Source organism: Reinekea thalattae, from assembly GCF_008041945.1.
GTDB classification, from domain to species: Bacteria; Pseudomonadota; Gammaproteobacteria; order Pseudomonadales; family Natronospirillaceae; genus Reinekea; species Reinekea thalattae.
The window spans coordinates 2,035,677-2,061,929 of sequence record NZ_VKAD01000001.1; the positions used below are offsets into that span (position 1 = coordinate 2,035,677).

The window sequence follows — 26,253 nt, forward strand, 5'->3', positions numbered from 1 at the left end:
ATAAACATTTAAATAAGCACTCTCGGTAAAGAGCATATAATTGCGGGTCACAATAGCGCTGCCGGCGTCACCTAAAGGTCATAGGTTTTGCATCGTTACCTCAGGGTAAGAAGTAACCAGGCGGTATTTTATTTAATGACTGTTTTATTCAATAACAAACAGTATAAGGAGCTTGCGCCGCAATGTCCGTGCGTTATTCGCTTATATTTCACTATTTACGCGATTTTGTTGCTAAGATATTAAAATACTAGCAATTTTTAATTATCCGAGGTGCTCTATGAGCGAATCTTCTTCGCTAGACCGCTTTGATCGCGAAATTCTACAGCTGCTACAAATTGATGCTGGCTATTCAAATCAAGAAATCGCAGAAAAGGTCGGCTTATCAGCCTCGCCCTGTTCTCGGCGCATCAAAAGCCTAGAAGAGCGAGGCTTCATCGATCGACGCATTACGTTGGTGAATCGCAAAGCCATCAATCTCAATCTTATTGCCATCATTAATATTCGGATGGATCGCCATACGCCAGACCGCTTTGAGCGCTTTGAAAATGCCGTCGCAAACATCGATGAAGTCATTGAATGCATCCTAGTCACCGGCCAAGACGCAGACTACCAGCTGCGCATTGCAGTACCGGATATGGAGGCTTATCACACCGTATTGCTAAACAGCATCACCACCATTGAAGGCGTTGTTGGTGTGCATTCCAGCTTCGTACTACGCGACATTATTAAAGCCAAGCCATTACCGTTGAATTATTTACGCTAATCAGAAAAAGGTTGCGTCAAAAGCCATTAGCGGCCAATTTTTATTCGGGTATACTGGCCGTTTCCCACTATGAGACAGACTACATCACTGTGATTAATCTATTAAAATCTCGCCTGCTATTCATTGCGCCCATCCTTATTTTGGGCTCAATTCTCGACCGTATTACCAAACTATGGGCGGTTAATTTTCTGCAAGGCGAGCCAAGCGTCAGCTATTTTTCTAATTTTATTCGCATCACCTATGCCGAAAATACCGGTGCTTTCTTAGGCTTAGGTTACAACCTGCCACCTCAAGTCCGATTTTGGCTACTAACTGCAACCGTCGGATTATTTCTGCTTGGCCTAATTGTGTACCTGTTTATCGGTAAAGAGGTTGATAAAACCAGCATCGTCTCATTAAGTCTTATTTTTACCGGCGGCTTTAATAACTTTATTGACCGAGCGTTTAACGACGGCGCTGTGGTCGATTTTCTAAATATGGGTATTGGCAGCTTACGCACCGGTATTTTCAATGTCGCTGATATGTACATTATGGCAGGCGCCGCATTACTCATCGTTGGCCAATTCCTATTCGAGAGAAAGTCTCGTACCCAGGAAGCTGGCTAGTGGCGAGCGTTGAGCTTTTGGGCAAACAGATCACGCCTGGGAAAATCGTCTGCATCGGCCGCAACTATGTTGAACATATAGCGGAGTTGAATAACGAAGTCCCCGAAAACATGGTGTTTTTTAACAAGCCCGCAAGCAGCATAGGCAATACTCTGATTGCTTTTCAGAACGAGCCGATTCACTTTGAAGCCGAGCTTTGCTTTATTTTCCAGCAGGCAAAGCTCGCCTCTGTCGGCTTCGGTTTAGACCTCACAAAAAGAAACCTACAAAGCCAATTAAAGAGCAAAGGGTTGCCATGGGAGCGTGCTAAAGCCTTTCAAAATTCGGTTGTTTTTAGTCCATTTGTACCGCTAGAGGCACCGCTTGAGCAGTTAAGCTTCAGCCTCCATATTGACCAACAGCTGCAACAGCAAGGCAATATTGAGCTAATGATTAATAAGCCGACGGCTATCGTTAAAGAGCTCGAACAGTTTTCACCCTTACAGGACGGCGACATCCTGATGACCGGCACACCAAAAGGCGTAGGCCAGATCATCGCCGGGCAGCAATTCACTGGCCGCATTCTGTTAAATGACAGGGTTATTATTGAGCAACACTGGCAAGCGATTTAACGCCGCAGAGCTCTTAGACACTTCCAAACCTTCCGCCGATAGCAACTTTCCTGTTAAAGCTAGAGAATACGCAACCGACTCAGGTCCTCATCAAATATCAGGGTACCCTTTAGCGTTGAGAACTGGATAATAGCCGCCTTTATTCATCCACAATGCTCTGAATTTGCGATTCAGGGGGCAAAGAGGAAGATGAGATGTCATCACAAATCGTAGTTTGTGCACTCTATAAATTTGTGCGCTTAGATAACTTTGAACAGTTACGGCAGCCGTTGCAGGCGGTCATGGAACAACACCAAGTCAGAGGCACTCTGCTGCTGGCTGAAGAAGGTATTAACGGTACTATTGCTGGCCACCGATACGGTATCGACGCCGTATTGGCTTGGTTAAAGCAAGATGATCGACTCGCCGATATTTCTTACAAAGAAAGCTTTGACGATAACATGCCGTTCTATCGCACCAAGGTGAAACTGAAAAAAGAGATCGTCACCATGGGTGTTGAAGGGATCGATCCAAACCAGGTTGTCGGTACCTACGTTAAGCCTAAAGATTGGAACGCCCTAATCAGCGACCCTGATGTTGTGTTGGTTGATACTCGTAACGATTACGAAGTGCAAATCGGTACTTTTAAAGGCGCGATCAATCCCAAAACAGAAACCTTCAGGGAATTCCCTGACTACGTTGCTGAAAATTTAGACCCAGAAAAAAACAAAAAGGTGGCGATGTTTTGCACCGGCGGCATTCGCTGCGAAAAGTCTACTGCCTATTTGAAAGAGCAGGGCTTTGAAGAGGTTTATCACCTTGAAGGCGGTATCCTGAAGTATCTAGAGGAAGTTCCAGAACAAGATACTCTCTGGCAGGGCGACTGCTTTGTTTTTGATAACCGAGTTGCGGTTAATCATAACCTGAGCAAAGCCGATTACGATCAGTGCCACGCTTGTCGCATGCCGATCACCGAACAGGACATGCAATCTGAGCAGTACATCAAGGGCGTGTCATGCCCACACTGTTACGGCAAGGTTTCTGACGAGCAGCGCGCTCGCTTTGAAGAGCGGCAAAAGCAGATTGAACTGGCCCAGCAACGTGGTGAAGCTCATATTGGTTCAGATGCAACCTCAGCATTAATAAAGCGTAAGCAGCAAAAAAAGCTATACAAAGAAGCGCAAGCTAAAACAAAACAGAAATAAAGACGTCGTTTACGTCTTGTTAATCACTGGCGACCATTAGGGTCGCCATATTGTTCCATCGCTGGTATAGGAATCTCTGATGACGGCACTCAGTGTTAACCTGAACAAAATCGCCTTACTTCGTAACTCTCGCGGTCACGACGAGCCTAACGTCGTTGCGTTTGCGAAAAAATTTATCGATCTTGGAGTGACGGGTATTACCATTCATCCACGTCCAGACGAGCGCCACATCACTCGCCAAGATGCGATCGATTTAGGCAACCTAATTGCACCTTTAAAGGGTATTGAGCTAAATATTGAGGGCTATCCGTCTGAGGAATTTTTGCAGCTTATTGAAGCGGTAAAACCAGACCAAACAACACTAGTTCCCGACTTACCAGGGCAACTAACATCGGATCATGGTTTTGATTTCAATACTCAGGCTGAGTTTTTAGCGCCGATTTTATCGCGACTAAAACAAACCGGTACACGTATCTCGGTGTTCTTAGACCCTGATCTTGAACAGGTGAAGATGGCGGCAAAATCGGATGCAGATCGCATTGAGCTATATACCGAGGAGTACGCTCGCACATTTATAAGTGCAGATCATGATGAGGTGCATCAACGCTACCAAGCCGCTGCGTTATTAGCGCAAGAGCTGGGCTTGGCTGTTAACGGTGGTCACGATTTAAACCTCAACAACCTGAAAAAGTTTGTCTCTATTCCCGGCATTCTAGAGGTTTCGATCGGTCACGCCCTGATCATCGAATGTTTAGAGCAGGGCATGAACAGTGTGGTTGAGCAATATTTAGCTATTTGTCAGCATTCTGCTTAAGCTTATTAAGTCGCCTGCAGTCTGCTGATCAAAAGACTGCTAGGCGTAATAATAGATACCAAGGGCAACGAGTATGCCCAGCAATAAGCCTGCAAATACTTCCTGTAAGCTGTGGCCAATACGCTCACGAAAACGCTGCATGACCAAGCGACCACGGTCTGGACCTTTTTCACGTGCCAATTCACTCAGCGCTCGTAGCTCCTCGATAATGATATTCAACGCCGCGGCATGACGTCCGGCGGCTAAACGAACACCCATGGCATCGTAAGCGACGACGCAGGCAAATACCGCTGCGATAGTAAAGACGCTGGAATCAAAACCATCATGCAGACCAACACCCATCGCTAATGCTGAAACTGTAGCGGAGTGACTACTAGGCATTCCACCGGAGGCAAAGAGCACCTCAGGCTTAATACTGCGACCTTGAATACCTTGGATAATCGCCTTAGCAAGCTGAGCCGATAAATTACCAAAAAAAGCGGCCCATAATGGGTACGAAAATACTGTCATTCGTCTTTATACCTTTCTATTTAATACTGGACTAGTTAATAACAAGCTAGCCAAAAAACAACCAAACACCAACAGCCATCATCAGGCTGCCAGCTATGCGATTCAGTAATCGTACATTGGATGACTTTTGCAATAATCGATTTAACGACTGTCCGCCTAAGGCGTAGGTCAGTAAAGCGGACCATTCAATTAATAAAATAATCGCCACCAGTAACGCTAACTGCGGCGCTAAGGGTAAAGAATCATCTAAAAAGGGCGGCAATAACACCATAAAAAAGGCCCAACCCTTTGGGTTTGCGATGGCGGTAAAAAAACCCTGAACAAATAAAGCTCTACGTGTTGCCGAAGAACTTGCTGTATCGTCCAATTCAGAAATTGCCAATTTGCCTCGCGAGCGCCACATTTCGACACCCAACCAGAGCAGGTATAAACCTCCCACCCACTTAAACAGGTAAAAGGCCCACGGTACACTCAATAATAGTGCGGCAACACCCAACACCGAAGCAACCGCGACAGCACCAACAGCAATCAATTCACCCAACATCATCCAAAGCGTACGTCGCACACCAATGGTGATACCCAACGTCATCGATAGCGTCATGCACATCCCTGGCGTAAAGGAGACGAACAAAAAGGTCGGGATAAAGGCCGCCATTAAAGCCGTATTTAACATTGGAAAACCTCGTGGAATGGGTAGTTAGGCCGAAAAACGATACCAATCAGTGAGACACTTGCTGACTGGCTAAAACAGCCATACCGAGACGAACATGAAGGTCGGCAGCCTTGGGCAGGTTAATAAGTATTTGCTCAGCTAGCTGATCTGGCCGCAACTTAAGCGACTTTTCTTCAATGTAATTTTTGGCTTTTTCAGGGCTGGTAAAGAAAGTTAGCGCAAATACCTGAGTCGCTAACTCTTCGCGTAATTCGTCTGGTGTTAACGCAGACCAAAGAGATGAAATGCATTGATAGCCGCGCTCAAAACCCTGACTAAAACTATTCATTGCACTGCCTTCTGCAATGGCCAACAGAGGATCAGTTTCTGTTGGTAGAGCGTACTTTTGTTGCTCCATTCGTGATTTGGAATGCAGCTGATAAGAAATTAATAAATTAAAGCTATCACCCGGAGTTTCATCGGGTAATTCAATCAGTGGCATCAACTCCGCTAACCATTCGGTAGGAGAGATATCGGCTGGGGCACTATTAATCGCAAATAAAAAACCATTAATGGTTTCCATCGCAGGATACATATCAGTCTCAGCTATACGATCTTGACGCTTTAATAATTCAAAACGCTCAATCAGGCCATCCAACGACTGGCGATAGCTTAAACTTTTAATCCATGGATCCGACATCTCTTTACCTTCTATATAAAGCGCATTCATCAATACGTAAATGACTCAAACTCTAGGGCGAGCGTGATCCAGCTCGCCATCCTGTCTAGCCACCGGATTTTTTAACCTGATAACCCTTGTCGCTCAGTAAGCTATACAGCAAGTCACGACAATCGCCCTGAATTTCAATGACGCCATCCTTTACCGTACCGCCCGTACCGGCTTTCGTTTTTAACTCTTTTGCTAATTTTTTTAGCTCATCTGGCGCCAGCAATACACCCGTAACCAGAGTCACTCCCTTACCTTTTCGGCCTTTTGTCTGTCGACTTAAGCGAACAATGCCATCTCCCTCAGGAATTGTCGCCTGAGCACAAACGCAATCAGCAATTGGCTGATCGCAATCGGGACAAATTCGACCAGACTCGGTGCTGTAAACCCGAGAGCCAGTATTCAGTAAGGCGTCTAAGTCGTTAAGGCTAGATAGGTTTTTTTTAGGCATAACAAAGCATCGTTGAAACAGGGTTAATAGTTGAAACAGAGCTATGTAATTAACACAGGATCAATAACATCAAGCTGGATTGCAGTGACATACGCCATCAAAATAAAGCGATACATCAGCGACTCATTAATGACTTAAAGCATCATTAATGAGTCGATTTTTCAGCTAACGATTAAACAATATCCAACAGTTCAACTTCAAAAATAAGCGCCTGATAAGGACCAATCGCACCGCCGGCACCCTGAGCACCGTAAGCAAGGTTATGTGGAATATAAAGCTTCCACTTATCGCCTGGTACCATCAGCTGTAACGCCTCGGTCCAACCGGGAATTACACCATTAACAGCAAATTCAATTGGCTCACCACGGTCTACTGAGCTATCAAATACCTCACCACTGATTAAAGTACCGTGATAATGCGTTTTAACCGTTGAGTTAATCGCTGGCTTCTTAGCACTTTCATCGCCAGACTTAATTACTTCGTACTGTAAGCCAGAAGCGGTTGTGGTAACGCCTTCTCGCTTAGCATTTTCTTCAAGAAACGCCTGGCCTTCACCGGCTAGTTGCTTCTCTTTTTCTGCCTGAACCGACTCCATACGCTCGCGAATCACTTCATAAGCCTTTTGCATATCCATTGGATTAATCGGATCTGCGACTTCAGTAAAAGCGTCTCTAACACCTTCAGCTACGGCTTCAATATCTAAGCCTTCGAAAGGTTGTTGCAATAATTGATTGCCCATTTGGCGACCAATGCCATAGCTGACTTGACGTTCTGGAGTATCGTATTTAGACATATTAATCCTGTTTTTCGGCGTTAAAATTTTGGCCGCGAAGTGTACCACATTGAATAAAAGCTGCATTTATTCCTATTTCAATGCGTCGCAACAGCCTGCACTGGCTATCCAAACGAGCTCACTAACAGACAAAACCTAACCAACGAACGCACTGAATAAAGCTGTGTGTAAGCCTTTGGATAACCCCAGCATAAGCTTGTTATATCCTATGAACGAACGGTGAATAGTCTGTGGATTAAAAATACGCAACAAACATTTTACTCAGCCAATAGTATTCCGCCTGTATTACACTTATGGTTAGCAAAATCGACTTTGCTTACACTCATCCACGCAATCTAGTCAGAGACTCCTATGCAATACCTTGAAGAATTTATCCAAGCGAAAGATGGCCATGACATTCCGGTGAGGCTTTGGCGGCCAAACCGAGTGGAACGTCTATTAGTCATTGTTCATGGCATGGCCGAATATTGTGAGCGCTATGCTGCCTTTGCTGACTGGCTAACCGAATCCAACATCGCAGTGGTTACCCTAAACTTGCGCGGTCACGGCATGGATTGTAACGATGATGAGCTAGGTTACTTTGGTGAAAAAGATGGCTGGCAATTATTGCTAGCAGATATTCATGCGACGATAGAATTTGCCAAACAAGAATTACCTAATGTACCGATAACGCTATTTGGTCACAGCATGGGTTCATTTTTGGCGCAAAATTATATTCAACAATACCCACAACAATGTGAGCAGCTAATTCTAGGTTCTACGAATCGAGTCAATCGCAGCCAAATAAGCAGTGCTTTGTTTTTAGTGTCGTTACTAAAGCGAGTCAAAGGTAGCAGGGCACACAGCTCACTGGTTGAATGGTTGGTTTTTGGCCGCTTTAATCGACGTTTCAAACCAAATATGAGCGACAATGATTGGCTCAGCCGAGATGCCGAACAGGTCGAAGCCTATACCCTAGACCCCTTTTGCGGCTTCCCCTGCAGCTTATCGATGTGGCAGGATTTGTTTAATGGCATGTTATCGATTGATATCAAAAACTGGCCAAGCGAATGTAAGCTTCATCTACTTTCCGGTAGCGATGATGCGCTGGGTGAATTTGGCCAAGGCATTACGATACTAGCCAACAACATTAAAAAGCAGGCGTTACGGCTAACAACTTTCCGGCTGTATCAAGAAGCTCGCCATGAATTGCTCAACGAAACCAACGCCATGCAAGTTTGGCAGGATATTCGTGATATCACGCTCACTGGCAAGCTAAAAGAAGTGTAGCTAGGCTATCAGCCTATTGTCTGAGCTAATAGATGATCAATAATAGGGATGTCAGCAGCGCTCCATGGCAGCTGCTGCAATTCTGACAACGGCAGCCAACGAATAAGATCGTGATCGACACAGTTGAAATCGCCGCATAACCAACGAACTTGAAAGGCATGCAGATCGATTATTTTATCCGGATAACGATGTCGTGAGGTTAACAAAAAGCGTTCTACTCGAACCTCAATAGCAAGCTCTTCTGCAAGCTCTCGCACTAAACACTGCTCAAGCGTTTCACCCAATTCCAACTTGCCACCAGGAAACTCCCAGTAGCCAGCATGTTCCTTATGGGCAGCACGGCGAGCACAACAAATACGATCATCTTTGACGATTACTGCTGCTGTGACGTCTATTATCACTGGCGGCATCAAACGATTCCTTTACGCCAAGCGGCTAATACACGATCAAAATAATCAGAATCATTGGTGCCCTGAACCAAAATCGAAGCGCCATGCAATGTCGCCAATAATTGGCTTGCCAATAGCAACCCTTCGGCTTCATCAACAGCATTTAAACGCATAAACACCTGAGTCAACCAATTCAGTAATAATTCATAAAACTGAGCCAGCTCAGTTGCTACTCGCTCGGGCAATAGCGGTTTATCAGCGGTTAAAATGGTACACAGACTCATATTGTGTTGATCGACTATCTTGCCTTTGAAGCCTGCGATAAAGCCTTCTAATAACTCAATTGCCGATTTAGCGTCACTCATCGGATCAGGTAGTTGCTGCGCAAATTGCTCGGTATAGCGCTCCATAACAGCCGCCACTAAATCACCCTTGGTAGGGTAATGATAATGAACACTGGCACTTTTAATGCCGACCTCTTCGGCAATATCACGAAAACTAAAATTGCCGTAACCCGATTCGATAATAAAGCTTTCACCGGCGTCCAATAATCTTTGTTTTGTGCTTTGTTTATCTACGCTCATCGATACCTACTGTTTTGAAACTTATCTATCACTTGGTAGATATTCTATTGACCTACCCTAAAGCTACAAGCTATATTTTACCTATCAAGTGGTAGATAGATTATATAGGTGGTTCAATATGACTTACGATGTTGTCGTGTTAGGTAGTGGTCCTGGCGGTTATGCTTCGGCGTTTCGAGCAGCCGATTTAGGTTTAAAAGTCGCGCTCATTGAACGCTATAAAACTCTTGGGGGTGTTTGTCTCAATGTTGGCTGCATTCCCTCTAAGGCGTTATTGAGTGTTGCAGGTAAGATTCGCAGCGCTGAACAAACAGACAAGGGCATTAGTTTTTCAAAACCTACTATTGACCTTGAAGCCATTCGCCAACATCGCCAAACCACTGTCGATACTCTGACAAACAATCTAGCGTTAATGGCAAAAGGCCGTCATGTCGATGTTTATTACGGTGAGGGAAAGTTCGTCAGCACCACAGCAATGACCGTTAGCAACCAAAAAGTTCAGACAAGCCTAGAGTTTAAACATGCCATCATTGCGGTTGGCTCAAAAGCTATTAAATTGCCTTTCATTCCTCACGATGATCCTCGTGTACTCGATGCTACCAGTGCACTGCAATTAGAGCGTATTCCAAAGCACTTACTCGTCATCGGTGGCGGTATTATTGGTTTAGAAATGGCAACGGTGTATCAAGCACTCGGTGCTGGAGTAACGATTGTTGAATTAGGCAACCAAATCATGACCGGTGCCGATAAAGATTTAGTACGGGTTTTTCAACAGGCGAATAAAGACAAATTCAACTTCTTAACCCAAACTCAGGTGACTGACGTGACAGCAACACCAGAGTCACTCAAGGTATCAATGACCAACAAAGACGATGGATTCTCTCTAGACGTTGATGCGGTACTGGTTTCTATTGGTCGATCGGCTAATGGCAATACCTCTAATATTGCAGAAATTGGCGTTAAAACCGACGATCGAGGCTTTATTCTAACTGACGATCAAGGACGAACATCTGTCGAACATATTTTTGCCATTGGTGATGTGACTCATGGGCCAATGCTTGCTCATAAAGCAGCTCATCAAGGCCATATTGCAGCCGAAGTCATTGCTGGACATTCAGCTCATTTTCAAGCCTTAGCGATTCCATCCATTGCTTATACTTATCCAGAAGTTGCTTGGGTAGGGCTTACAGAAGAGCAGGCAAAAACACAAAACATAGCCTTCAAAACCGCTGTTTTCCCATGGAGTGCCAGTGGCCGTGCTATTGCAGCTGGCAATGCTGCAGGAAAAACAAAACTTATTTATGAGCAAAAAACCGAACGACTGCTCGGTGCTGGCATCGTAGGCGATCATGCTGGTGAATTACTGGGCGAGTTAACCTTAGCAATAGAGTTTGGCGCAACCTTAGAAGATATTGCACTAACAATCCACGCTCATCCCAGCTTGCATGAAACCATTGGACTGGCGGCAGAACTTGGAGCTGGCACCATTACTGATTTGCCAAATAAAAAAGCGCTGCTCAGTCACAGCAATTAGAATTAGCTACCTGCAGCTGCCTATAAAAACCTTACTTACCGATACAAAAGCTACTAAAAATTCGGCCAAGCAGATCATCGGAACTGAATTCTCCGGTGATCTCATTTAATGCATTCTGTGCAAATTTTAAATCTTCAGCCAATAACTCACCGGCGGAATAACCCTGTAATTGTTGCAGACCGTTTTGCAGAGCAGCTTCAGCCTGTGATAACGCATCCAAATGACGCTTCCGCGCTATAAAGCCAGACTCGTGCAAGCCTTCAAAGCCCATCAGTTGTTTAAGGTGCTGTTTAAGATCATCAACGCCTAAACCCTGCTTGGCTGATAACCTAATGACAGGGATCTCCTGAGCATCAATGCCGGGCTGCTCAACGGTCATATCGATTTTATTGCGTATCACCGTTATTTTGGCTTCTGGAGGTAACCGATCGATAAAATCTGGCCATATTTTAGCTGGATCAGTTTCGTCAGTGGTTTTTGCATCGACTAAAAATAAAATGCGATCGGCGGTTGCGATCTCTTCCCACGCACGCTCGACACCAATCTTTTCAACAACGTCCGGTGCATCACGCAAGCCGGCGGTATCGATTAGGTGTAAGGGCATGCCATCGATATGAATATGCTCTTTTAACACGTCACGCGTAGTGCCGGCGATATCGGTAACAATCGCCCGTTCGTGACCAGCTAATGCATTCAGCAAGCTCGATTTACCGGCATTTGGGCGACCTGCGATAACCACTCTCATGCCTTCGCGCATCAATTGACCTTGATTCGCCGCCTGCTTAACGCGCTCCAGTTGCTCAATAATCGTAACCAGATCGGCTTCAACCTTACCGTCAGATAAAAAATCAATTTCCTCTTCAGGAAAATCAATCGCCGCTTCAACATAAATACGAAGCTGGATAAGCTGTTCAACCAGCTGATGGATTTGCTTAGAAAACACGCCTTTTAACGATCGAACGGCAGAGCGGGCGGCTTCTTTAGAACTGGCATCAATTAGATCCGCAATGGCCTCAGCCTGAGCTAAATCCATCTTGTCATTCAGAAATGCACGCTCAGAAAACTCTCCCGGACGCGCTAATCGACAACCCTGCTGAGTAATAGACTCCAGCAACAGCTCTAAAATAACTGGGCCGCCATGACCTTGAAACTCGACAACATCTTCACCAGTAAACGAATTCGGTCCTGGAAAATACAGACTAATGCCTTCATCAATAACAGCACCGTCAGTGTCGTAGAATTCACCATAATGGGCGTACCGAGGTTTAGGAGAGTGCTTTAAAATTTGCTCGGCAATGCTCAAAGCAGCAGGGCCTGACACCCGAACAATACCGACACCGCCACGCCCTGGCGCAGTAGCAACTGCTGCGATGGTTTCTTTTGTCATTTGATTTTTAGACTCTCTTAACCCAACTCTTGAAGACACATTTGAAACAATACTGCAGGCATAAAAAAAGCAGACAATGCCTGCTTTTTATACAGCATCAGCTAATGTTAGTCAGCGGACTTTTTAGCTTCTGCTCGTTCAATGCTCTTATTAACAATAAATTGCTGAACAATAGTAATGATGTTGTTGCTCAACCAGTAAAGTGTCAGACCGGCTGGGAACCACAAGAACATAAAGGTAAACATAACAGGCATTAACTTCATAATTTTAGCCTGCATTGGATCCATTGTTGGCTGCTGCTGCATTTGCATCTGAATAAACATAGAGACACCCATCAACAGAGGCAGAACAAAGAACGGATCTTTAACTGATAAATCAACAATCCAGAACATAAAGGGTGATTGACGTAATTCAACCGACTCCATTAACGTCCAGTACAGTGCAATAAAGATTGGCATTTGCAGGATCATCGGTAAGCAACCACCTAATGGGTTTAGCTTTTCCTTCTGATACAGCTTCATCATTTCTTGGCTCATGCGTTGACGATCGTCACCAAACTGATCCTTTAACTGCTGAATCTTAGGTGTGAACTTACGCATTTTAGCCATAGAACGGTAAGAAGAGGCCGTTAATGGGTACAAAATAGTTTTTACTGTCAGGGTCATTAAAACAATGGCCCAACCCCAGTTACCAACCAATGAATGGATAAAGTCGAGCAACTTGAATAACGGCTGTGCAATCCACCATAACCAGCCGTAATCGACGGTTTTTTCTAGGTTACTGGCTAAATCAGCGAGTACAGACTGCTTTTTAGGGCCAACATAAAATTCGCCAGATAGGCTAACTGTCTCGCCTGGAGCAATCGCAAACGAAGATGATTTATAGCCCGCATAATACAATCCGTTACTCTTTAATGCGTAGTAGCTGTTTTCACCTTGTGTCGCAGGGACCCAAGCAGATAAGAAGTAGTGCTGCTGCATTGCTAACCAGCCGTTTGCACTACGAGCTGAGAAATCTTCATCATCTAGATCTTTAAAGGATACTTTTTCATAGGCTGAGCCATCTGTTGAAAAGGTTGCACCCAAATAAGATTTTTTACCGATACCGGCCTGTGTTGGATCTTCTGAGCTATCTCGCTTGATCTGTGCAAAAAGCGTTGTATAACGCGTTTCAGCGGCGTTATTGGTTATTTCATGGCGAATATGAATAACGTAACTAGAACGATTTAGCGTAAATACTTTATTAACTGTTAGGCCGTTTTCAGCGGTGTGGCTTAAAACAACGTTGAGTTCATCTTGGCCGTCCGCCATACGATAAACAGCCTCAGCAGATTGGTAACGCGCACGATTACCAGTATCGATACCATGATCACCCACTAAACCACTTTGAGCGACGTAATATCGATCTTCAGTTTCTAATATTTTAAACGGGATGTTTGGAGTAGATAACGCATTCGGGTATTGAGGCAGTGCGGCTAACTCAATATCACCACCGGTGAGATTGATATTAATATTTAACGTATCTGTAATAACTGAAACAACATCGCCTTGCGTTGAATTCTCAGTACTCACAGCTTGATCAGTCGGAATGGAAGACGTCGCCGTTGGGATATCGTTAAACGAAGACCCTTCTGTAGGAATCACAACTGATTGGTTTGTAGATTGCTCTGCGGTCGCTGAATAGTCATTAGACCACTGTAAAATCATAATATAAGAAACAATTGCCAAGCCGACAATCAGGATAATTCGACGAACGTCCATAAATAGATTCCGATTTAATGATAACTAAGATTTTTCATCTTCATAAAAGCGCCGAAATGGTACCTGTGACTAGGCATTTTTACTAGGGCTAATCAGAGCTTGGCTGATGAAGTGAACGCTTTATTGATTTTGTTTGTTGTGAACGCTTAGTTAACTTATTGAATTGTTTTTTTAGTAACTGCCGTACTTCTTCATTAGACAGCTTATCTATACCTTTACGGGCTAATATTATTATATCCATATCAGGAACTTCGGTATTGTGCAGCCGAAAATAGTCCTTGGTGACACGTTTAATACGGTTACGCTGGACAGCAAAGCGGATATTCTTTTTTGAAAATATAAAGCCAAGGCGGGAGTGTTTAAGGGTGTTAAAGCGTGCCAGCATTAAAAAATGCTCACATGGCGCTTTAACATCTACCTTATCAAAAACCGTCTGATAGTCTTTTGCGTTTAATAAACGCATCCCCTTAGGGTAACCAAACGGTTTTTCAGACATTACTTCAGTCTTAAGATTAAGCGCTTAGTGCAGCACGACCGCGTGCGCGACGACGAGCTAGAACTTTACGGCCATTCTTAGTTGCCATACGTGAACGGAAACCGTGGCTACGCTTACGCTTTAGATTACTTGGTTGAAAAGTACGTTTCATTGTTAGGTCTTCTCTAAATTTATTGGCTCACTTGGTGTTTGAGCCACCAAGTATGGTTTGAAACAAGGCAATAACCCCTGTTCCCATGAAATTTGGACGGCGGATTTTAAAGAATCATCCAAGATAAAGCAATGGTTGTTTTTTAAACAGAGTTAAGTGTCTTAGATAATAATTTAATGTTTAAGTATATATATGTTTTTTTATTATTTATTGTTAATTATTAAGCAGGCTATTTTCTGTTTATAACTTAAAAAAACTCAATAAAATCATATACTTATAAGTTTTATAACAACTGAATAATTAGCGTATAGGCTGGGTGGATATGGCCGGAAAGGTGTGTATAAATAGCTAAGTTATACACATGTGAAGTGTCCAGCGTCCATTCACAGGCTTATTAACTTTGTTATACGGTTGTTATGCACAGCCATTGCCGCGAATTTTTTTTCATATTATCGGGCCGATGTTTGCTTTAGCTTTAAATAGTCGCTGTTTTGGTTCAGTGGGGTTTAATACTAGAGACAGTTAATAGTCGCTTCCTTACTTGCTTCAGGCTGGTATCGCTTAGCGCTGTCAGTTAAAATGCTTTATCTTTTTTGGCTTTCCGGAGTCTTCGTGCAAGACGCTATTTGGCATCAATGCTTGGAGCAATTACGTTCTGAGTTACCGTCTCACCAATTTAATACCTGGTTACGACCTTTAACTGTGGATAATCGATCTGAACAGTTGGTGTTATTGGCGCCTAATCGCTTTATCGCGAATTGGGTTCGGGATAAGTATCGGCAACGTATTGAGTCGGTCGCTGAACAATATGGTTATGCTGGAAGCGTCTCTATTGAAATCGCTTCTGAAGTTACTCGAGCTGAGCCGGTGCGAAGTGGCTTAAATGTTAGTAGCGCTCCACAAAGTCATACCACTGTTAATGGTGTTTCTACACCTAATAGTGTTCCTGCATCGGCTGCGGTTATTGAAGGTCATGTAGTGACGGAAGCCGCCAGTGCCGCGCAGATTTCTGAGCAAGTAAAGCAAAGCGCAGCGTCGGTATCGATAGATGCTCCAGCGGTTAAAGCCAGTGATTCAGTGATTCAAACAACAGGCTCAAAGCGTGGTAAAAACCGAGTCCAGAGTTACCTTAATAAGTCTTTTACCTTTAAGTCGTTTGTTGAAGGTAAGTCGAATCAACTTGCCTTAGCGGCGAGCCAGCAGGTTGCTAAGAATAGCGGTGGTGCTTATAACCCACTCTTTATATACGGTGGCGTAGGTTTAGGTAAAACGCACCTTATGCAGGCTATTGGTAACGAGATTGTTGAACAAAATCCTTCAGCTAAAGTTGTGTATTTGCATTCAGAACGCTTTGTCGCTGATATGGTAAAAGCACTGCAACTTAATGCTATTGCAGAATTTAAAAAGTTTTATCGCTCGTTAGATGCGTTATTAATTGATGATATCCAGTTCTTCGCTAAAAAAGATCGCTCTCAAGAAGAGTTTTTTCATACCTTTAATGCTTTGTTGGAAGGTAATCAGCAAGTCATTTTAACCTGCGATCGTTTTCCTAAAGAGATCGATGGTTTAGAAGATCGTTTGAAATCTCGTTTTGGTTGGGGTTTAACTGTTGCGGTTGAGCCACCCGATTTAGAAACTCGAGTTGCCATTTTGATGAAAAAGGCCGAACAGGCGAAAATTATTTTACCTGCAGATGCTGCTTTCTTTATAGCGCAGCGTATTCGTTCGAATGTTCGGGAATTAGAAGGTGCGCTAAAGCGTGTTATCGCTAATGCGCAGTTTACCGGTTCGGCTATTAATACTTCCTTTGTTAAAGAGTCGCTAAAAGATTTATTGGCGTTACAGGATAAACAAGTCAGTATTGAAAACATTCAGCGTACAGTGGCGGAATATTTTAAAATTAAGATATCGGATTTATACAGCAAGCGTAGAAGCCGTAGTATTGCTCGTCCTAGACAGGTAGCAATGGCACTCGCTAAAGAATTAACCCAGCACAGCTTGCCTGAAATTGGTGAGGCGTTTGGTGGCAGAGACCACACAACTGTATTGCATGCTTGCCGTAAGGTTAAAGAGCTTCGCGAAACTAACCAAGATATTCGCGAAGATTATAATAATTTACTCAGAACATTGACCACCTGATAAGTAGGATGGAAAGAACTTTATGATTCAGTTTTCACTCGCACGTGAGCAACTATTAAAACCCCTTCAATTGGTAAGTGGCGTCGTTGAAAAGCGTCAAACCTTACCGGTATTGTCTAACGTTTTGCTCGAGGTCGACGGTTCTGAACTGCTGTTGACAGGTACTGACCTTGAAGTGGAACTGGTTGGTCGCGTGGTTTTATCTGAGCCTTCAGAAAGTGGCTCAATTACAGTGCCGGCGAAAAAGTTTTTAGATATTGTTCGCTCGCTGCCAGATGATTCGATCATTAACCTAAAGCAAAATGAAGAGCGCGTTATTGTTAGTAGTGGTCGTAGTAAGTTCACCTTGACGACATTACCTGCTGCTGAATTTCCAAGTATTGAAAAAAGCGCTGACGATGATGAGTATGCACTACCTCAGTCGTCATTAAGTCAGTTGATTAACGCCACTAGCTTTGCAATGGCTCAACAGGATGTTCGTTACTATCTGAACGGCATGTCGTTAGAACTTAACCAATCTTTAGTTCGCACCGTTGCAACTGATGGTCACCGCTTAGCGATGAGTTACGTGACGGTTGACGGTATGAATTGCCCAGAAAAGAAGCAGGTTATTGTGCCTCGTAAGGGTATCTTGGAGCTTAATCGATTACTTACTGATTTGGATGCATCGATCAAGGTTTACATTGGCGCATCGCATTTACGTGCAACCACAGAAGAGTTTAGCTTCACCACTAAATTGGTCGACGGTAAATTCCCAGATTACGAGCGTGTATTACCTCGTGGTGGCGATAAAGAAGTGGTTGGTGATCGCCAAGCGTTAAAATCAATCTTTAGCCGAGCGGCGATTCTTTCGAATGAAAAGTATCGTGGCGTACGCATGATTCTATCTGAAGGGAACTTGTTGGTTAAAGCCAATAACCCAGAACAGGAAGAAGCTGAAGTTATGGTTGAAGTTGACTATAGCGGCCCAGAGTTGGAAGTTGGCTTCAATGTTAACTATGTTCTCGACGTTTTGGGCGTTATCAGTGGCGAACAGGTTAAGTTTGTGTTGTCAGATGCCAATTCCAGTGCTTTGGTGACTGATTTCGATGATGAGTCCTCTGCTTACGTTGTTATGCCGATGCGGCTCTAATTCGGTCTCGTTGCTGTGAGTTTAAGAACGCTTTCGATCCGTGGCGTTCGGAATCTAAACGATAACGAGATTAACCTCTCACAGGGGGTTAATGTCTTCTTTGGTGATAATGGTGCAGGCAAAACTTCCGTTCTGGAATCTGTGCACCTTTTAGCCATGAATCGTTCATTTCAACAGTCTCGTACTCGAACTGCGGTAAGTCTGAATGCTGACCTAGCGATTTTGAGCGCTGAATTGTGTGATGGCGATCAGTTATTAGTTAAGCGATCGAGTGATGGTAAGTCCTCAGTCGCCTTAAATGGTAAGGCAGTCACCTCTGTTTCTAGCTTGGTGACCAAGCTTCCCACCCAGTTAATTCATTCGGGCAGCTTTAAGCTTTTAGAAGGCAGCCCGAGTGATCGTCGTAAGTATTTAGATTGGGGCGTTTTTCACACCTCATCTGATTTTATGGCGGTTTGGCAGCACTTCCAAAAATGCCTGAAAAACCGGAATTCCTTACTCCGATCTGGTAAAATAGATCGTTCTCAAATGGCTGTTTGGGAGCAGGGCTTTATTGAGTCTGCTGTCAAAATAGATCAGATGCGACAGCGCTATCTGGCTGAATTTAGTCCGGTGTTTAAACAAATTCTGCAGCAGCTTGTGGAATTGGATGACGTTGATATTAGCTACTATCGAGGTTGGGATAAAACCAAAGATTTTAGTGCAGTATTGGAAGCACAACGGCATCGAGATTTAAAGTTAGGTTACAGCCAGTCTGGTCCGCAACGAGCAGATTTAAAAGTTAAGGTAAGCAATTTGAACGCTGTTGATGTGCTATCGCGCGGTCAGCAGAAGTTAGTCGTGTGTGCGCTTAAGATCGCTCAGAGTCGTTTGCTGCAGTCTAAAGTTACTCAACCGAGTATCTTTTTAGTGGATGATTTGCCTTCTGAGTTAGATGAACGGCACATACATAAATTATGTCTTCTATTAGAAGAGATCGGATGTCAGGTATTTATGACCGCAATAGAGCCTGACACATTTAAGAACATTTGGTTAAAGCCTGATCAGATTGATATGTTCCACGTGGAACATGGTTCTGTAACAAGGGTGACTAATCTTGGAGAAAGCAATGTCTGATAATTATGATTCATCGAGTATCAAGGTACTAAAAGGCCTGGACGCTGTACGCAAAAGACCAGGTATGTACATTGGTGATACGGACGATGGTACCGGTCTGCATCATATGGTTTTCGAGGTGGTAGATAACTCCATCGACGAGGCGCTTGCAGGTCACTGTAGTACCATTAACGTCACGATTCACCCTGATGAATCTGTCAGCGTTGAAGATGATGGTCGTGGTATTCCAACTGACATTCACCCTGAGGAAGGGCGTTCAGCAGCAGAGGTTATTTTAACGGTATTGCATGCGGGCGGTAAATTTGATGACAACTCCTATAAAGTATCCGGTGGTTTGCATGGTGTAGGGGTTTCAGTAGTAAATGCATTATCAGAAGAACTAAAGCTTACGATTCATCGAAATGGCCAGGTGTTTGAACAGGAATACCGCCATGGTGTGCCAGTTGCCGATCTTGTTGCCGTTGGTGAAACAGATCGCTCAGGTACAAAGGTACGCTTTAAGCCTTCTGCAGAAACCTTTGCCAATATATCCTACTCGTTCGATATTCTTGCCAAGCGACTCAGAGAACTGAGCTTTTTGAATTCAGGCGTTGCTATTAAGTTGTATGACGAGCGTACCGGTACTGAAGAGGCCTTTCATTATGAAGGTGGTCTAAAAGCCTTTGTTAGTTTCCTGAATAACCAAAAACAAACGCTAAATGAAGTATTCCACTTTGTTTATCAGCGTGAAGAAGACGGCATTGGTGTCGAGGTTGCGTTGCAATGGAATGATACCTACCAAGAGAATATCTTCTGTTATACCAATAACATTCCACAGAAAGATGGTGGTACACACTTAGCAGGCTTTAGAGCAGCACTAACTCGAACGTTGAATAATTACATTCAGCGCGAAGAGCTGCTTAAAAAGCACAAAGTAAATACCAGTGGTGATGATGCTCGTGAAGGCTTAACTGCCATTATTTCGGTTAAGGTGCCTGATCCTAAGTTCAGTTCACAAACCAAAGAAAAGCTGGTTTCCTCTGAAGTTAAGTCTGCCGTAGAGCAAGAGATGTCACGCATCTTCTCTGAATATCTGATGGAAAACCCGAACGCTGCAAAAACAGTTGTTAATAAAATGATTGATGCTGCGCGTGCTCGTGAAGCGGCCCGTAAGGCGCGTGATATGACACGACGTAAAGGTGCGCTTGATATTGCAGGTCTACCGGGTAAGTTGGCTGACTGCCAAGAAAAAGATCCAGGTTTATCAGAACTGTACTTGGTGGAAGGTGACTCGGCTGGCGGATCTGCCAAACAGGGCCGAGATCGTCGTACACAAGCTATTCTGCCATTGAAGGGTAAGATTCTAAACGTTGAAAAAGCCCGCTTCGATAAAATGCTGCAATCACAAGAGGTTGGTACGCTAATTACCGCACTGGGTTGTGGTATTGGCCGAGAAGAATTTAATATCGAAAAGCTCCGTTATCACAGCATTATTATTATGACCGATGCTGACGTCGACGGATCTCACATTCGTACCCTGTTATTGACCTTCTTCTTCCGTCAAATGCCAGAGCTTATTGAAAACGGCCATATCTACATTGCTCAGCCGCCGTTGTATAAGATTAAGAAAGGTAAGCAAGAAAACTATATTAAAGATGAGAAAACTCTCGATCAGCATCTTTTAGCCCAAGCCATTGAGAATGCATCGCTGCATGTCAGCGCTACGGCTCCGGCTATTCAAGATGCTCATTTAGAAGCGTTGGTAAACGAATACAAAGCAGTGTTTAACCAGATCGATAAGATGAGTCGAGTGTACCCAGCATTGGTATTGCAGAACCTACTGTATTTGCCGCAATTAACCGGTGCTGATCTATCTGATCAGGCCGCAGTTTCAAGCTGGGTCGATGCACTTAATGATCGCTTTGAGTCGTTAGAAGACGCAGCGCCAAGCCGTTATCAGTTTGAAGTTGTACCGGCTGAAGATGAAAGCGGTCGTTGGTTGCCTAAAGTGATTGTTACACTGCACGGCTTGTCTACAGATTACACCTTCAATGCTGGATTCTTTGACAGCAAGGAATATCGCGCCATTGTTGAATTAAGCAAGAAGCTGGACGGCTTAATTGAAGAGGGTGCCTACATTGAGAAAAATGACAAACAGAGCCCAGTAACCAGCTTTGCTGATGTCATTGATTGGTTAATGAATGACGCTAAGAAAGGCTACCAGATACAGCGCTATAAGGGTTTGGGTGAGATGAACCCAGAGCAGCTTTGGGAGACGACGATGGACCCTGAAGTGCGGGTTATGTTGAAGGTTAAAATTGAAGATGCAATTGCTGCCGATAAGATCTTCATGACCCTGATGGGCGATGATGTAGAGCCGCGTCGTGAGTTCATTGAATCGAATGCGTTGTCGGTTTCTAATCTAGACTACTAGGTTTTATTTCTATATTGGCGACACGGTGTCTTGTTTTGCACCGTAGTCGCTTTAGTTTTCCTCTTCCTCTTCCTCTTCCTCTTCCTCTTCCTACTCTTTTTTCTTTTGCAGCTTATTTGTTATTTATGACTTTGAATGATGTTCCACGTGGAACACTCTTCAATCTGCTACAGCTGTTTTTCCATCAAAGAGATCGAATGGTATTGCCCTAGTTTGTAGCCGGCGTCAGAAAGCACGCCCACCTGTTCAAAACCGAATTTCGAATGCAGGCTGATCGATCGTTCGTTTGGTAAGGTAATCAATGCATAGGCTCGATGAACGGCTTCTGCTGATAGGCGTTGAAATAGAGCTTCATAGAGTTTTTGCCCGAGTCCCTTGCCTTTATATTCAGGCGTTAAGTAAACGCTGACTTCAACTGAGCTTAGGTAAGCATTCTTGGGGCGAAAGGGAGCGCTGCAGGCGTAGCCAATGATTTCATCGCCCTCTAGAGCGGTTAGACATTGGTGTGGGCCTGTATCTTTAAATTGATGCATCCAAGGAGATCGGCTAGCGATGTCGTAGCTGTCGGTATCAAAGGTAATCGCAGTGTGTTGGATGTAATAATTAATAATATCAACAAAGCTAGAAAGATCATTCTCAATGGCTGGGCGGATCTGAATAGACATAAAACAAATTCACTTCATTGGTTAGGTTAAATTGTGGATCTGGCCCAAAAGCTTTTTGGGCTGGTTATTCGTATGGCGTGGATTTTTTGCTTAAGCTAAAGGCAACGCTGAGAGCTATTGCTCAGCGGTTGGTAATGTAAGCCACAAAGAGTATTGGGCACAAGGTTAAGGCCAGAATTGTTCAACCGGATATTTACCGGTTTTATTGGGCAATAAGCCTTCTTCAGCGAGCAATTGATGTTGCTGCTGTTGGTTTGGGTGGCTTGAGATTTTGAATTGACTATTCATGACTCGATACCAAGGCAGGCTAGAGTCATTGGGTAGTTGCTTAAGCCAGGGCATGATTTGGCGGACATGAACACCGGACATCTTTGCTAGCTGCCCGTATGTGGTAAATCGCCCTTTGGGAATAGAGGAGAGACAGTGTAAGAAAATAGCGTTGTCGGCCATTGGTTTCCTGAGCTGCTGAAGCGTTGTTGTAAGTCGCGCTATTATAACTCAGCTGTGAGAGGTCACATACTAACCGCTTACTCTGTTCCGGCCCTGCTTTTTACTGTTATAGAGTTTCTCATCAGCCCGCTGTAACCAGGCTTCATTCGTCTCTTGGCTAGTACGCTCAGCAACGCCTGCCGAAATAGTGATCGGTACTGGCTTGCTTTGGAAGTGGAATGGGCAGCGTTCAATATGCACTCGAATCTTTTCAACCGCAGCAAAGGCATCTTTCAAGCTGGTTTCGGGCAGCAATAAAATAAACTCTTCACCACCATAACGAGCAAGATAATCAGTTTCACGACAGACTTTAGTCATCTCTTTGGCGATGACTTTAAGTACTTTATCGCCAACTAGGTGGCCAAATTCATCGTTAATCTTCTTGAAAAAGTCGATGTCGAGAATCGCGATGCTCATGGTATGACCATAGCGCTCTGCTCGGCTAAGCTCCTGTTTTAGCTTGTCGCTAAAGCCTTGGCGGTTGGGTAATTGGGTTAGATGGTCGTTTTTGCTGATTTTACGCTCACGTTCGAGCTCTGACATCAGACTTTGGTTTTCCTGTTCGAGTTGAGAAACCTGATCCACCATCTGTACTTTGCTTTCTTGCAAGCTGGTGATTTTAGAATCGTAGCTGGTTTGGTATTCCTCTAACCTTGAGGCAATGTTATCCAGAGAGTCCAGTAGCTCGGTCTTTAGAGTATCAACGGTGTGCTTTTCATCAATCTTCTGTCGCGCCTCTTTCATTTGCTGATTCAGGCTGCGGTTAAAATACTGGTTGATCGACTTTAAATCGCTAAGTGTGCTGGAGTCGGACTCAACAATCTGAGTAATGCGGTTAAGTTTTTGGTTAACCTTGGCAAGGTAGCCTTCAAACTTGTGCTTTTCTTCAATCAGTCGGTTCTGGATAATTTCTATGGTTTCGCTGGTAATGCTGTTTAGCTCAGTCCATTCCGGCGTTTTATTCAGACGTTCTTTAAGTGCTTTGGTTTGTTCTTTTTTATCAACCGAATAGAGCGCTTCTAAGACAGACTTTAGGTGCTTAGTTAGGCTAGTTCTGACACGAGAGATTAATTCTGCTTCGCCGTTACCATAGTTTGTACTGGCATTAGTATTGGCGCTTTCTGATGCGCTGTTTGTGCTGGGAGAAGTAGATTGATCTGAAGCTGAAGGATCATCAGCTAGGCTGCTAATAATCGTCAGTTCTTTAGCCAGCGGTTCGGCAATTTGCATCAGATCGATAATGGTTGGCTTGTCTTGATTAATCGGCCTGAGCAGCGACTGACGATCTTCTTTTAGGATAGAGCTGAATATCGCCTTGTAGTTTTTAATACCGTTCTCAGTCATCAACTCAATGCTGTCGTAACTGTTTTCAACCAGGCTAAGAATCGATTGAAATTCGCGTACGCTAAAGTCGTTTTCTTTCAGTACATTGCGTAATCGAGATAGCTTGTTGTCTAGGTCATGATCATAGCCTGTTAACATAAGGCTTAAGCTACGAGCCCCCCGGATCAGGGGAAGAAGATCACTAGACATCAGTCAGTTCCTTTTTTATTGAGCATGAAATAGATAAAGAGCCCACAGTATAGTCAAACTATAAGACGGCGATAAGCGTTCTATTGAGTAGATCTTGAGTAGTGAGAACTGATAGTGGTGCAAGTAAAAATAATCGGCCAGTTAATAAGTAATTACTAACTGGCCGGGCTCAGCTATACCGAGCGGTGCCAACCTTTAGAAAGTTGGCGGAAGGTAATAAAACAATCTATTTGGCTTATTCAGACGCTTCTGATTGAACCAATGATTGAGCTGCGTATAGAGCAAGCTCATTACCACCAACAGCGGCACTGTCGATGCGATAAAGGCCGTTAGCAACGAGCGAAGGCGTGCCGCTAATATTGCTGTCACGAGTTAGAATAATCGCAGTATTAAGCTTGGCGTTAACGGCGAAAGAGTAGGCGCGTTTCATATACTCTTCTTTAGAGATGCCAAACTTGCTTTCAAAAAAGGCAGCAAACTGATCGTCGGTTCGTAAGCGCTTACGTTCTTTATGGATATAATTGAAGATCGCTTGGTGTGCGTCCTTACCTAATTTGGAAATCTCTAACACGTAATAGGCTCGAGCTTCTGGTTTTTGGTGTTCGTTGAATACTACAGGAATGGGGGTGAATTTAATGTTGTCTGGCTTTTCCGCTAGGTATCGGCTTACAGCCGGTTCTAGGTTTGCACAGTGAATGCAGTTGTAACTGAAAAACTCCATGACTTCGCCAATTTCGTCGCCTCGATAAGAGGTTTTAAGCGGAGTTTGTAAGGTAACGTAGTGTTGGCCTTCTTTATATTGGGTGTTTTCAGCAGCGAAGACCGCTGAAGCGAATGTGACCAGTAGGCTAATAAGTAAATAGCGCTGAAACATGAAGTGACTTCCTTTAAGTATGTTGATTAGGGATGTTGCCTAATCCATGGACAATAAAAAAGTGGCATTGTTGCTTTGTTAGGGCCACTTTTCATTTTATTTACTGCCGGTGAATAAAAGCTTAACGCTCAGCTTTATATTTGGAGCGATATCGTCAGTGAAATAACCCTAGAATATCGTCAGCGGGTAAAAGATAGTGCGACGGCAAACGAATCGTTAGCGTATTTTTTTTGCTGAAACAGATACAATAGGCCAATAAACCTAACTATTGAATAGCTCCCTATGCAAACGATTAAGTACGATTCCGCTGAGTTTTTTACCAGTGCGCAAAAATATTCACAATGCCCATCCGATATCGGTTCGGAAGTCGCCTTTGCTGGGCGCTCCAATGCCGGCAAAAGCTCGTCGATGAATGCTCTGACCCGAAATTCCAAACTGGCCAGAACCTCTAAGACGCCGGGTCGAACGCAATTATTGAATTTCTTCACGCTCAGCGGTGGTGATTTCCGTCTGGTTGATTTGCCAGGTTATGGTTTTGCCAAAGTAAACCGTTCGATGAAAGCCGACTGGGAAGAGAATATTGGCGAATACTTGGCTGAGCGAGTCAGCCTAAAGGGTGTGGTTTTGGTCATGGATATTCGACACCCAATGACTGATTTCGACCAGCGCATGGTGGAATGGGCTGTTCAGGCAGAAATGCCAATGCGAATCCTATTAACCAAGTCGGATAAGTTAAAAAAGGGTCCGGCTAAAAATACCTATTTAAAAATAAATAACGAATTACGATCTAGAGCGCCATGGTTGAGCGCACAACTGTTCAGCTCCTTAAAAAAAGAAGGCGTTGATCAGCTTAGCCAATGGTTGACCGAGCAATTGACAGAAGAGCTGGAATAAAGGCTTAGTCTATCTGCCGAGCTCGAACACAGAGATAAGTCCTTAAGAAACCCTTAAAGAGTTGCCATGAAAAAACGATTTATCGCCGGCGTTACCTGTCCAAAGTGTGGCGCACTCGATACCATGACGGTTATTAATAATGAACTGGAGCTGCTGTACGTTCGCGAATGCGTCGAGTGCGGTTTTAGTGATCGAATTAGTACTCAGGTTAATACGCCTAAAGAAATTACAACTCGAGTGACGCCTGAATCGGTGCAGTTGAAGGATGAGCATATTCAGGTAGTTAAATTTATTCAAAATGAGGAAGACAACTAGTGT

General features: G+C 44.0%; 28 protein-coding genes. 13 read left to right on the forward strand and 15 right to left on the reverse strand.

The genetic code is table 11. The annotated features are described in order from the left end of the window. Window positions 1-277 precede the first annotated feature (277 nt). The 5 genes from FME95_RS09280 to FME95_RS09300 all read left to right on the forward strand — a co-directional run bounded on the left by FME95_RS09280 (window position 278) and on the right by FME95_RS09300 (window position 3,977). Entirely contained in the window at window positions 278-763 is a 486-nt protein-coding gene (locus FME95_RS09280; RefSeq protein ID WP_147714107.1) for an Lrp/AsnC family transcriptional regulator, read from the forward strand. An 11-nt stretch (window positions 764-774) separates the two neighbouring features. Then, complete coding sequence (gene lspA / locus FME95_RS09285) at window positions 775-1,368, forward strand: signal peptidase II (protein ID WP_222709929.1); 594 nt, start codon at window positions 775-777, stop codon at window positions 1,366-1,368. After that, complete coding sequence (locus tag FME95_RS09290) at window positions 1,368-1,979, forward strand: fumarylacetoacetate hydrolase family protein (RefSeq protein ID WP_147714108.1); 612 nt, start codon at window positions 1,368-1,370, stop codon at window positions 1,977-1,979. The genes lspA and FME95_RS09290 overlap by 1 nt, the downstream gene beginning before the upstream one ends. Before the next feature lie 194 nt (window positions 1,980-2,173). Beyond that, window positions 2,174-3,163, forward strand: a complete 990-nt coding sequence (gene trhO / locus FME95_RS09295) for an oxygen-dependent tRNA uridine(34) hydroxylase TrhO (protein ID WP_147714109.1) — start codon at window positions 2,174-2,176, stop codon at window positions 3,161-3,163. 79 nt (window positions 3,164-3,242) lie between these two features. Beyond that, complete coding sequence (locus FME95_RS09300) at window positions 3,243-3,977, forward strand: pyridoxine 5'-phosphate synthase (protein WP_147714110.1); 735 nt, start codon at window positions 3,243-3,245, stop codon at window positions 3,975-3,977. 39 nt (window positions 3,978-4,016) lie between these two features. Here the strand turns inward: FME95_RS09300 and FME95_RS09305 are convergent, their stop codons facing one another. The 5 genes from FME95_RS09305 to bamJ form a co-directional block, all read right to left on the reverse strand. Beyond that, window positions 4,017-4,487 (reverse strand): divergent PAP2 family protein, encoded by a 471-nt coding sequence (locus tag FME95_RS09305; RefSeq protein WP_147714111.1) that lies wholly within the window; start codon window positions 4,485-4,487, stop codon window positions 4,017-4,019. Window positions 4,488-4,533: 46 nt separating this feature from the next. After that, window positions 4,534-5,160 carry a LysE family translocator gene (locus FME95_RS09310; RefSeq protein WP_147714112.1) on the reverse strand — a complete coding sequence of 209 codons (627 nt, stop codon included), beginning with the start codon at window positions 5,158-5,160 and terminating at the stop codon, window positions 4,534-4,536. A gap of 46 nt (window positions 5,161-5,206) precedes the next feature. Continuing rightward, entirely contained in the window at window positions 5,207-5,839 is a 633-nt protein-coding gene (locus FME95_RS09315) for a UPF0149 family protein (RefSeq protein WP_187265488.1), read from the reverse strand. 85 nt (window positions 5,840-5,924) lie between these two features. After that, a complete protein-coding gene (locus FME95_RS09320) occupies window positions 5,925-6,317 on the reverse strand; it encodes a translation initiation factor Sui1 (RefSeq protein WP_147714114.1) in 393 nt (130 codons plus the stop codon). Window positions 6,318-6,489: 172 nt separating this feature from the next. Next, a complete protein-coding gene (bamJ, locus tag FME95_RS09325) occupies window positions 6,490-7,110 on the reverse strand; it encodes a BamJ family beta-barrel-assembly machinery protein (protein ID WP_147714115.1) in 621 nt (206 codons plus the stop codon). A 351-nt stretch (window positions 7,111-7,461) separates the two neighbouring features. On the opposite strand from bamJ, the gene FME95_RS09330 reads away from it, so the two are divergent. After that, window positions 7,462-8,379: an alpha/beta fold hydrolase gene (locus tag FME95_RS09330; RefSeq protein WP_147714116.1), complete on the forward strand. Its 918-nt coding sequence runs from the start codon at window positions 7,462-7,464 to the stop codon at window positions 8,377-8,379. Between the two features lie 8 nt (window positions 8,380-8,387). Here FME95_RS09330 and FME95_RS09335 read toward each other — a convergent pair whose 3' ends face one another. Continuing rightward, entirely contained in the window at window positions 8,388-8,789 is a 402-nt protein-coding gene (locus FME95_RS09335; protein WP_147714117.1) for a (deoxy)nucleoside triphosphate pyrophosphohydrolase, read from the reverse strand. Next, window positions 8,789-9,352, reverse strand: coding sequence for a TetR/AcrR family transcriptional regulator (locus tag FME95_RS09340; protein ID WP_147714118.1), 564 nt, complete (start codon window positions 9,350-9,352; stop codon window positions 8,789-8,791). Before FME95_RS09340 ends, FME95_RS09335 begins: the two co-directional genes overlap by 1 nt. Before the next feature lie 118 nt (window positions 9,353-9,470). Here FME95_RS09340 and lpdA point away from each other — a divergent pair, with 118 nt between their 5' ends. Beyond that, on the forward strand, window positions 9,471-10,886 hold the full coding sequence (gene lpdA / locus FME95_RS09345) for a dihydrolipoyl dehydrogenase (protein WP_147714119.1): 1,416 nt from the start codon (window positions 9,471-9,473) through the stop codon (window positions 10,884-10,886). A 31-nt stretch (window positions 10,887-10,917) separates the two neighbouring features. Here the strand turns inward: lpdA and mnmE are convergent, their stop codons facing one another. From mnmE to rpmH, 4 genes are all read right to left on the reverse strand, one after another. Then, complete coding sequence (gene mnmE, locus FME95_RS09350; protein ID WP_147714120.1) at window positions 10,918-12,273, reverse strand: tRNA uridine-5-carboxymethylaminomethyl(34) synthesis GTPase MnmE; 1,356 nt, start codon at window positions 12,271-12,273, stop codon at window positions 10,918-10,920. A 107-nt stretch (window positions 12,274-12,380) separates the two neighbouring features. Further along, window positions 12,381-14,033, reverse strand: a complete 1,653-nt coding sequence (gene yidC / locus FME95_RS09355; protein WP_147714121.1) for a membrane protein insertase YidC — start codon at window positions 14,031-14,033, stop codon at window positions 12,381-12,383. 88 nt (window positions 14,034-14,121) lie between these two features. After that, the gene (rnpA, locus tag FME95_RS09360; RefSeq protein WP_147714122.1) at window positions 14,122-14,529 is read right to left on the reverse strand and encodes a ribonuclease P protein component; all 408 of its coding nucleotides are present in this window, start codon (window positions 14,527-14,529) and stop codon (window positions 14,122-14,124) included. Window positions 14,530-14,545: 16 nt separating this feature from the next. Further along, a complete protein-coding gene (gene rpmH, locus FME95_RS09365) occupies window positions 14,546-14,680 on the reverse strand; it encodes a 50S ribosomal protein L34 (RefSeq protein ID WP_147714123.1) in 135 nt (44 codons plus the stop codon). 579 nt (window positions 14,681-15,259) lie between these two features. Between rpmH and dnaA the strand changes: the two genes are divergently transcribed. From dnaA to gyrB, 4 genes are read left to right on the forward strand one after another with little or no spacing between them, the layout of a single operon-like run. Then, entirely contained in the window at window positions 15,260-16,819 is a 1,560-nt protein-coding gene (dnaA, locus tag FME95_RS09370) for a chromosomal replication initiator protein DnaA (RefSeq protein WP_425468225.1), read from the forward strand. A 25-nt stretch (window positions 16,820-16,844) separates the two neighbouring features. Then, window positions 16,845-17,951: a DNA polymerase III subunit beta gene (gene dnaN, locus FME95_RS09375; protein WP_147714406.1), complete on the forward strand. Its 1,107-nt coding sequence runs from the start codon at window positions 16,845-16,847 to the stop codon at window positions 17,949-17,951. A 15-nt stretch (window positions 17,952-17,966) separates the two neighbouring features. Beyond that, the gene (gene recF / locus FME95_RS09380) at window positions 17,967-19,067 is read left to right on the forward strand and encodes a DNA replication/repair protein RecF (RefSeq protein ID WP_147714125.1); all 1,101 of its coding nucleotides are present in this window, start codon (window positions 17,967-17,969) and stop codon (window positions 19,065-19,067) included. Further along, window positions 19,060-21,480, forward strand: a complete 2,421-nt coding sequence (gyrB, locus tag FME95_RS09385) for a DNA topoisomerase (ATP-hydrolyzing) subunit B (protein ID WP_147714126.1) — start codon at window positions 19,060-19,062, stop codon at window positions 21,478-21,480. Before recF ends, gyrB begins: the two co-directional genes overlap by 8 nt. A gap of 167 nt (window positions 21,481-21,647) precedes the next feature. Here gyrB and FME95_RS09390 read toward each other — a convergent pair whose 3' ends face one another. From FME95_RS09390 to FME95_RS09405, 4 genes are all read right to left on the reverse strand, one after another. Next, a complete protein-coding gene (locus FME95_RS09390; RefSeq protein WP_147714127.1) occupies window positions 21,648-22,145 on the reverse strand; it encodes a GNAT family N-acetyltransferase in 498 nt (165 codons plus the stop codon). Between the two features lie 165 nt (window positions 22,146-22,310). Further along, on the reverse strand, window positions 22,311-22,595 hold the full coding sequence (locus FME95_RS09395) for an MGMT family protein (RefSeq protein ID WP_147714128.1): 285 nt from the start codon (window positions 22,593-22,595) through the stop codon (window positions 22,311-22,313). Window positions 22,596-22,664: 69 nt separating this feature from the next. After that, entirely contained in the window at window positions 22,665-24,167 is a 1,503-nt protein-coding gene (locus FME95_RS09400) for a GGDEF domain-containing protein (RefSeq protein WP_147714129.1), read from the reverse strand. Window positions 24,168-24,402: 235 nt separating this feature from the next. Further along, window positions 24,403-25,041: a thiol:disulfide interchange protein DsbA/DsbL gene (locus FME95_RS09405; RefSeq protein ID WP_147714130.1), complete on the reverse strand. Its 639-nt coding sequence runs from the start codon at window positions 25,039-25,041 to the stop codon at window positions 24,403-24,405. 282 nt (window positions 25,042-25,323) lie between these two features. Here FME95_RS09405 and yihA point away from each other — a divergent pair, with 282 nt between their 5' ends. Together yihA and FME95_RS09415 are read left to right on the forward strand one after the other, a co-directional pair. Further along, on the forward strand, window positions 25,324-25,935 hold the full coding sequence (yihA, locus tag FME95_RS09410) for a ribosome biogenesis GTP-binding protein YihA/YsxC (protein ID WP_147714131.1): 612 nt from the start codon (window positions 25,324-25,326) through the stop codon (window positions 25,933-25,935). A gap of 66 nt (window positions 25,936-26,001) precedes the next feature. Beyond that, a complete protein-coding gene (locus FME95_RS09415) occupies window positions 26,002-26,250 on the forward strand; it encodes a YheV family putative zinc ribbon protein (protein WP_147714132.1) in 249 nt (82 codons plus the stop codon). Window positions 26,251-26,253: the final 3 nt, after the last annotated feature.

Bases quoted from the DNA above. Each gene is read 5' to 3' on its own strand.
- FME95_RS09305 (WP_147714111.1), bottom strand. From the start codon at position 4,487: ATGACAGTATTTTCGTACCCATTATGGGCCGCTTTTTTTGGTAATTTA.
- bamJ (WP_147714115.1), bottom strand. From the start codon at position 7,110: ATGTCTAAATACGATACTCCAGAACGTCAAGTCAGCTATGGCATTGGT.
- FME95_RS09335 (WP_147714117.1), bottom strand. From the start codon at position 8,789: ATGCCGCCAGTGATAATAGACGTCACAGCAGCAGTAATCGTCAAAGAT.
- FME95_RS09315 (WP_187265488.1), bottom strand. From the start codon at position 5,839: ATGTCGGATCCATGGATTAAAAGTTTAAGCTATCGCCAGTCGTTGGAT.
- FME95_RS09390 (WP_147714127.1), bottom strand. From the start codon at position 22,145: ATGTCTATTCAGATCCGCCCAGCCATTGAGAATGATCTTTCTAGCTTT.
- dnaA (WP_425468225.1), top strand. From the start codon at position 15,260: ATGCTTTATCTTTTTTGGCTTTCCGGAGTCTTCGTGCAAGACGCTATT.
- FME95_RS09300 (WP_147714110.1), top strand. From the start codon at position 3,243: ATGACGGCACTCAGTGTTAACCTGAACAAAATCGCCTTACTTCGTAAC.
- FME95_RS09310 (WP_147714112.1), bottom strand. From the start codon at position 5,160: ATGTTAAATACGGCTTTAATGGCGGCCTTTATCCCGACCTTTTTGTTC.
- yidC (WP_147714121.1), bottom strand. From the start codon at position 14,033: ATGGACGTTCGTCGAATTATCCTGATTGTCGGCTTGGCAATTGTTTCT.
- FME95_RS09280 (WP_147714107.1), top strand. From the start codon at position 278: ATGAGCGAATCTTCTTCGCTAGACCGCTTTGATCGCGAAATTCTACAG.
- FME95_RS09400 (WP_147714129.1), bottom strand. From the start codon at position 24,167: ATGTCTAGTGATCTTCTTCCCCTGATCCGGGGGGCTCGTAGCTTAAGC.
- FME95_RS09415 (WP_147714132.1), top strand. From the start codon at position 26,002: ATGAAAAAACGATTTATCGCCGGCGTTACCTGTCCAAAGTGTGGCGCA.
- rnpA (WP_147714122.1), bottom strand. From the start codon at position 14,529: ATGTCTGAAAAACCGTTTGGTTACCCTAAGGGGATGCGTTTATTAAAC.
- rpmH (WP_147714123.1), bottom strand. From the start codon at position 14,680: ATGAAACGTACTTTTCAACCAAGTAATCTAAAGCGTAAGCGTAGCCAC.
- FME95_RS09405 (WP_147714130.1), bottom strand. From the start codon at position 25,041: ATGTTTCAGCGCTATTTACTTATTAGCCTACTGGTCACATTCGCTTCA.
- trhO (WP_147714109.1), top strand. From the start codon at position 2,174: ATGTCATCACAAATCGTAGTTTGTGCACTCTATAAATTTGTGCGCTTA.
- gyrB (WP_147714126.1), top strand. From the start codon at position 19,060: ATGTCTGATAATTATGATTCATCGAGTATCAAGGTACTAAAAGGCCTG.
- FME95_RS09330 (WP_147714116.1), top strand. From the start codon at position 7,462: ATGCAATACCTTGAAGAATTTATCCAAGCGAAAGATGGCCATGACATT.
- yihA (WP_147714131.1), top strand. From the start codon at position 25,324: ATGCAAACGATTAAGTACGATTCCGCTGAGTTTTTTACCAGTGCGCAA.
- mnmE (WP_147714120.1), bottom strand. From the start codon at position 12,273: ATGACAAAAGAAACCATCGCAGCAGTTGCTACTGCGCCAGGGCGTGGC.
- FME95_RS09395 (WP_147714128.1), bottom strand. From the start codon at position 22,595: ATGGCCGACAACGCTATTTTCTTACACTGTCTCTCCTCTATTCCCAAA.
- FME95_RS09340 (WP_147714118.1), bottom strand. From the start codon at position 9,352: ATGAGCGTAGATAAACAAAGCACAAAACAAAGATTATTGGACGCCGGT.
- lpdA (WP_147714119.1), top strand. From the start codon at position 9,471: ATGACTTACGATGTTGTCGTGTTAGGTAGTGGTCCTGGCGGTTATGCT.
- FME95_RS09320 (WP_147714114.1), bottom strand. From the start codon at position 6,317: ATGCCTAAAAAAAACCTATCTAGCCTTAACGACTTAGACGCCTTACTG.